General features: G+C 71.7%; 5 protein-coding genes. All 5 read right to left on the bottom strand.

Going from position 1 to position 6,196, the window contains the following annotated elements:
* Positions 1 to 96: 96 nt before the first annotated feature.
* The 5 genes from BLV96_RS48715 to BLV96_RS48690 all read right to left on the bottom strand — a co-directional run bounded on the left by BLV96_RS48715 (position 97) and on the right by BLV96_RS48690 (position 6,111).
* A complete protein-coding gene (locus tag BLV96_RS48715) occupies positions 97 to 549 on the bottom strand; it encodes a GNAT family N-acetyltransferase (RefSeq protein ID WP_086683388.1) in 453 nt (150 codons plus the stop codon).
* Positions 550 to 559: 10 nt separating this feature from the next.
* Entirely contained in the window at positions 560 to 1,516 is a 957-nt protein-coding gene (locus tag BLV96_RS48710) for an SMI1/KNR4 family protein (RefSeq protein ID WP_086683358.1), read from the bottom strand.
* A 10-nt stretch (positions 1,517 to 1,526) separates the two neighbouring features.
* Positions 1,527 to 2,498: a TAXI family TRAP transporter solute-binding subunit gene (locus BLV96_RS48705; protein WP_086683361.1), complete on the bottom strand. Its 972-nt coding sequence runs from the start codon at positions 2,496 to 2,498 to the stop codon at positions 1,527 to 1,529.
* Positions 2,495 to 4,459, bottom strand: a complete 1,965-nt coding sequence (locus tag BLV96_RS48700; protein WP_086683364.1) for a TRAP transporter permease — start codon at positions 4,457 to 4,459, stop codon at positions 2,495 to 2,497. The genes BLV96_RS48705 and BLV96_RS48700 overlap by 4 nt, the downstream gene beginning before the upstream one ends.
* Before the next feature lie 152 nt (positions 4,460 to 4,611).
* A complete protein-coding gene (locus tag BLV96_RS48690) occupies positions 4,612 to 6,111 on the bottom strand; it encodes a leucyl aminopeptidase (protein ID WP_086683370.1) in 1,500 nt (499 codons plus the stop codon).
* Positions 6,112 to 6,196 lie beyond the last annotated feature (85 nt).

Raw genomic sequence — 6,196 nt, 5'->3', positions numbered from 1 at the left:
GGGCTGGCTGCACTTCTACAATCACCATCGACCCCACAGCTCAACCGGCGGCAAGCCGCCGGTCACCCGACTGACCAACCTCCCTGGACATCACATCTAGAGCTCGATCCGGCCGACGACCTCGCCGTTGAAGGTCTGGCCGGTCGGCTTGAAGCCCAGCTTGAGGTAGAAGTCCTCGGGGCCGCCGTCGGCGGGGATCCACAGCACCGTCGCGGTTGTGTTGCCGCGTCTTCTCGCTTCCTCGAGGACGGTTTCCACGGCGAACCGGCCGTAGCCGCGGCCCTGGACGCCCGCGCCGACGTTGAGCCGCCAGACCCCGCACCGGAAGAAGTCCGGCTCGGCGCCGGGGTCGAAGCCGCCCATCACGAACGCGACCGGTTCGCCGTCGTCCAGGATCAGCCGGGGCCAGGCCACCTCGGGCTGCGTGTACGCCTCGGCCAGCGAAACCGCCACGGGCGCGACGAAGTCCTTCTGGTGCGGCTCGACGGCCAGCTGGCACGCGGCGGCGACGTTGGCCGGGGTGATCGTCTCCGCGGTGAGGGTGGTCACCGGGACCAACCTAGCCTGCCTGGGCGAGCAGGGTGGCGTGCTTGACCAGCGCCGCGCGCAGCGACGGGTGGACGGTCGTGCCCAGCACCGGGTCGACCTCGACCACGTGCCCGGCCGACAGGAGCAGCACGGCGGGGTCGGCGAGGATCACGACACCGCTGTCGGCCCGCAGCTCGGCGGTGCCGAGCAACCGCGGGAAGACCACGTCGGCGGGGAGGCCGTCGCAGACGCGGAGGAACTCGCGGAGCTCCTCGGGCAGATCGACGCCCAAGCGGAGTTCGGCCGAGCGGATCGCCGCCTCCGACGCCGGCGGTGGCGCCGCCGGGTCCCCGCGCAAGCGCATGATCTCCGCGATCAGCTCCGGCCAGCCGCCCAGCTCCCGCGGGTACCGCTCGTGCAGCGCCGCGACCAGCGCACCCGCGCAAGCCGGCGCCCAGTCGCGCAGGCCGAGCGGGTCCGCGCCCGCCACCAGCGCCGGAGCAAGCGCACGAGTCGCCGCCAGCATCGCCACGTCCGGGCGCGGCCCGGCCAGCGAGGCCCACACCTCGAGATCGCCGTCGAGCAGAGCCGTGCGCACCCGGTCCGGCCGCGCCGGCGCCACGTGCTTGACCACCTCGGCGACCGGCCCCGGCGGGAGCACTCCCTCCAGGTCGGACACCCGGCGGCGCAGCGACGCCGAGTGCGCGCGTTCCTCGGCGTCGAGGTCCAGCGGGGACAGCCCCGCGGCCCACTCCGGACGCCCGCCGCGCGCTTCGAACAGCATCGCCCACGCGCGGGCCCGCACCGGGTCCGGCGCCAACGCCGTCACCGGGCGTTCCGTGCGGGCCAGCCACTGCTCGGCCAGCCGGTCGGCCTCGTCGAGGGCGCCGCTGACGGCGAGCAGCAGCGCCGCGTACCCGACCTGCCCGTCGACGTCGCCGGTCAGGACGTCGCGGACCGCCGTCTCGAGGTACTCACCGGCATCCACCCACCGGACCCTAGCCGAGGGCCTGCTTCGCCCCCGGGTGCAGCGGCACCGGGTCGGTCTGGGGCGCCAGCTGCTTGGTGATCTCCTTCGCCGCCGGGTGGATCTTCGCGAGCTCCGCCTGCTTGTCGAAGATCAGCTTGGTGATCGCGCACGCGTTGCCCGCCGGGAAGTCCTCACGCACCAGCAGGAGGTTGGGCACCACGACCGTCGGCACGTCCGCCGGCTGCGCGTACGTGGCCGCCGGGATCACGCCCTGGGCGTAGACCTCGTTGACCTGCTTGAGCTTCGGCAGCAACGGCGTGATGTCGACGAACTTCACCTTGTCCTTCAACGCCGTGGTGATGTCGGTGATCTGCGCGGTCGGCAGCCCGCCGGACCAGACGAGCCCGTCGAGCGTGCCCGCCTTCATGCCGTCCGCGGTCTTGGCCAGGTCGAGGCGCTGCGCCTGGACGTCGGTGTCCTTCAATCCCGCCGCCTGCAACAGCCGGTTCGCGATCACCTCGGTGCCGGACTTCGGCGACCCCGTCGAGATCCGCTTGCCGCGCATGTCCTCGACGCTGTTGATGCCCGCGTCCGTGCGCACCAGGACCTGCGTCGAGTTCGGGTAGATCCGGGACAGCGCCTGGATCTTCTGCGGCTTGCCGTCGAAGGATCCCTTGCCCCGCACGGCGTCCGCCGCGGTGTCGGCCAGCGAGAACGCGACGTCGTAGTTGCCCGCCACCAGCTGCTGGATGTTCTGCACGGACGCGCCGGTCTCCGCGGCCGTCGCGCGCAGCTTGGTGCCGTTGCTGATCAGCTGGGCCAGCCCGCCGCCCAGCACGTAGTACACGCCGCCGCTGTTGCCGGTGGCGATGGTGATCCGGCCTTCGCCCGCTTCGCAGGACTGTGTCCCGCTCGCGGCGGGGGAGTCGGTCTGCTGCTTCCCGCCGCAGCCCGTGACGGCCAGAGCGAGTACCGCGGCAGCGGCCAGTGCGCGTTTCATGCTGTCCTCCTCTTCGTGACGGCGTGGGCGAGCACGGCGGCGACGCCGAACGCGGCGCCGACCGCGATCGGCACCGGCTCCAGGTAGAGCAGGCACAGGGCGGCGGGCACGAACAGCAGCCGTACGGGCAGGCTGACCGGCCCGAACAGCCAGCCGCCGGTCACGACCGCGAGCGCGGCGACGGCCACCGCCGACACCGCCGCCACCCAGAGCACGGTGACGACGTCGGACTGCAGCAGCAGTGCAGCACCGTTGTCGGTGAGCACGAAGGCGATCGGCACCAGGAACGCGGGCAGCGTGTACTTCCAGCACTGCCACATGGTTCCCAGCACCGACCCGCCGGTGATGGCCGCCGACGCGACCGCGGCGAGCGCGGTCGGCGGCGTGACCTCGGAAAGCACGGCGTAGTAGAAGATGAACATCGCGCGTTCGGCGTCGGCCACCCCGAGCGTCTCCAGTGCCGGGCCGATCACCACCCACGCGATGATGAAGCTGGCCGTGACCGGCACCGCGAGCCCGAGCACGCCGACCGCGACGGCCGAGAGCAGCACGGTCAGGATCAGGATCACCGTGCCGTTGTCGGTGAGCGCGCCGGCCAGTTCCACCAGTGCGTCGGCGAGTTCGAGGCCGAGCCCGGTCTTGGTGATGGTCGAGGTGATCACGCCGGCCGCCGCGCACACCGCGATCACCGGCAGCGCCCCGCGCACGCCGGCCGAAAGCGCGTCGACCATGTCCTTGGCCCACCCCCGCACGTCGTGGCGGCGGGCGATGAGCGCGAACAGGGCGGCGACGCCGGTGGCGTAGACGACCGCGGCGAACGGCGGGATGTCCAGCGCCAGGAACACGACGATGATCGCCAGCGACAGGAAGTGGTAACCGCCGCGCAGCAGCAGCTTCCACGGATCACCGTGCGGGACGTCGACGGGCTCGGCCTTGAAGCGCCGCGCGTCGGCCTCCATCGCGAAGACGATGCCGAGGTAGTACAGCAGCGTCGGCACGGTCGCCCAGATCAGCACGGTCAGGTACGACGTCTGCAGGTACTCGGCGATGATGAACGCGGCGGCACCCAGCGTCGGCGGCGAAAGGATGGCCCCGATGCCGGACGCGGCGAGCAGCCCGCCCGCGTTTTCCTTGGGGTAGTGGGCTTTCTTCAGGATCGGCCAGGTGATCGAGCCGAGGCTGACCGCCGTCGCGGTGCCCGAGCCCGAGACCGTGCCGAGCAGGAAGCCCGACAGCACGGTGGTCCGGCCCGGCGCCGTCCGGGACCTGCGGAAGGCGGCGAAGGAGATGTCCACGAAGAACTGCCCGGCGCCGGAGGCGTTCAGGACGGCGCCGTAGAGCGTGAACAGCACGATGTAGCTGCCCGCGACGTCGAGTGGAGTGCCGTAGAAGCCGCTGGCGTCGTTGTAGAGCGCGTTGACGATCTGGCTGAAGTCGATGCCCGCGTGCGCGATGCCCCAGTTCTGCGGGAGGAAGCCGCCGTAGTAGGCGTAGGCGAGGAAGAGCAGGCAGACGATCGGCAGCACCAGCCCGGTCGTCCGGCGGGTGGCTTCGAGGATCAGCACCAGCAGCAGCGCGCCGGCCACGACGTCCAGCGGGGACAGGATGCCTTGCCGGTTCAGGAAGTCGTCGTAGCCGACGAGCACGGGGTAGAGGCCGACGGCGAGCGCCAGGACGGCGAGGGCCCAGTCGGTCCAGCCGGGGTCGTCACGCCCGCGCAGCCGCGGGCGGTAGCAGAGGAAGACCAGCGGGAGCGTCACGCCGAGGAAGAGCACGAGGTAGAACTGGTTCCCCTTGGCGAAGGGGAAGAAGACCTGCTTGAGCACCAGCACGGCGACGGCCAGCGCCACGAAGTAGACGACGCGGTCGGGGACGCGGGAGAGGGTGCGCGCCGGACGTTCTTCGTCGTGCTCGGCGGCGATCGCGGCGGGTGTGTCCTCTTCGACCGGCCCGGTGGTCACCCGATCACGGTACGGTGTCGCGGATCACACCGAAAGCGGCAAAGGGATCACCGCGCCCAAGCGCCCCAATGTGGCCTTGGTTGCGTCAGACGCACCCAATGTGGCCTTCGGTGCGTCAGACGCACCGAAGGCCACATTGGGGCGCCCGAGTGTCAGCCGTTGGCGGCGATGTCCGCCAGGACCGCGGCGATCGTGCGGACCGGGACGCCGGTGCCGCCCTTGCCGGTGTAGCCCCAGGGCGCGCCGGTGTTGAACGACGGGCCCGCGATGTCGATGTGGACCCAGTCGAGGCCGTCGGCGACGAACTCGCGCAGGAAGATGCCGGCGGCGAGCATGCCGCCCCAGCGGTGACCGGTGATGTTGGCCAGGTCGGCCAGGCGCGAGTCGAGGTCCGCGCGCAGCTCCTCCGGCAGCGGCATGGCCCAGCCGTTTTCGCCGGTGGCCCGCATGACGCCGGCGACGCGGTCGCGGAAGTCGTCCGAGCCCATGACACCCGCGGTGCGGTGGCCGAGCGAAACGACCTGGGCGCCGGTCAGCGTCGAGGTCTCGATCAGGTAGTCCGGGTTCTCCTCGGCCGCGCGGACCATCGTGTCGGCCAGGATGAGCCGGCCTTCGGCGTCGGTGTTGAGGACCTCGACGGTCTTGCCGCCGTACATGGTCAGCACGTCGCCCGGGCGGTACGACGTCCCGGACGGGAGGTTCTCCGCCAGCGGGATGTGCGCGACGACCTCGAGGGGGTACTTCAGCTTCGCCGCCAGCACGACCGAGGCGAGCACGCCGGCCGCGCCGGACATGTCCGAGGTCATGTGGTCCATGTTCGCGGCGGGCTTGAGCGAGATACCGCCCGAGTCGAACGTGATGCCCTTGCCGACGAGGGCGACCTTCTTGGCGGCCTTGGCCGGCTTGTAGCCGATGCGCACCAGGCGCGGCGGGCGGGACGAGCCGCCGCCGACGCCGAGGATGCCGCCGAAGCCCTTGCGCTTCAGCGCCTTCTCGTCGAGGACCTCGAACTCGAGGCCGTTGTCCTCGGCCAGCTTCTTCGCGCGGTCGGCGAAGGAGGCCGGATAGAGGTCGTTCGGCGGGGTGTTGATCAGGTCGCGGGTGGTGATGACGGCCTCGGCGATGGAGGTCGCGGCCTTCAGCGTCGCCTTGTGCTCGCGGGACGTGCCGTCGGCCGGGCTCGCGAAGTCGACCTTCGCGACCGGCGCGTCGCCCTTCTCCGAGCGGTAGGCGGTGAAGACGTAGGCGCCGAGGACGGTGCCCTCGACGGCGGCCTGCAGGTCGAGCTCCGACAGCGTCACGAACGCGCGGTCGGTGCCGGCCAGCGCGCGGCCCGCGGCACCGGCGGCGCGGCGGACCTGCTCGGGGGTGACGCCGTCGCCGGCCTTGCCCAGGCCGACGGCCAGGACGACACCGGCGGGCAGCTTGCCCAGCGTGGGGATCTTGACGACCTCTTCGGCCTTGCCGCTGGCGCCGAGGGTGGCGAGCAGGCCGGCCAGGCGGCCGTCGAAGGCGGCGTCCACGGCGGCGGCGCCGTCGGCGAGAAGCGGGCCGTCCTCGCCGGCCAGGGTGCCGATGACGACCACGTCGGCGCGCGTCTTGGCCAGTGCCTCCCCGGTGTTGTCGGACAGGGCGAGCTTAGGCACGGTCACTTCTGGCTCCTCGCGCGTTCGCGGTGGTACCGGGCACCGGCCCGGTCGGGATCGTGAGCCATGCTAATGACGGCGGAAGCAGGGG

Source organism: Amycolatopsis pretoriensis (genome assembly GCF_900107925.1).
Classification (GTDB): domain Bacteria; phylum Actinomycetota; class Actinomycetes; order Mycobacteriales; family Pseudonocardiaceae; genus Amycolatopsis; species Amycolatopsis pretoriensis.
This window is presented reverse-complemented; position numbering and strand designations above follow the sequence as displayed.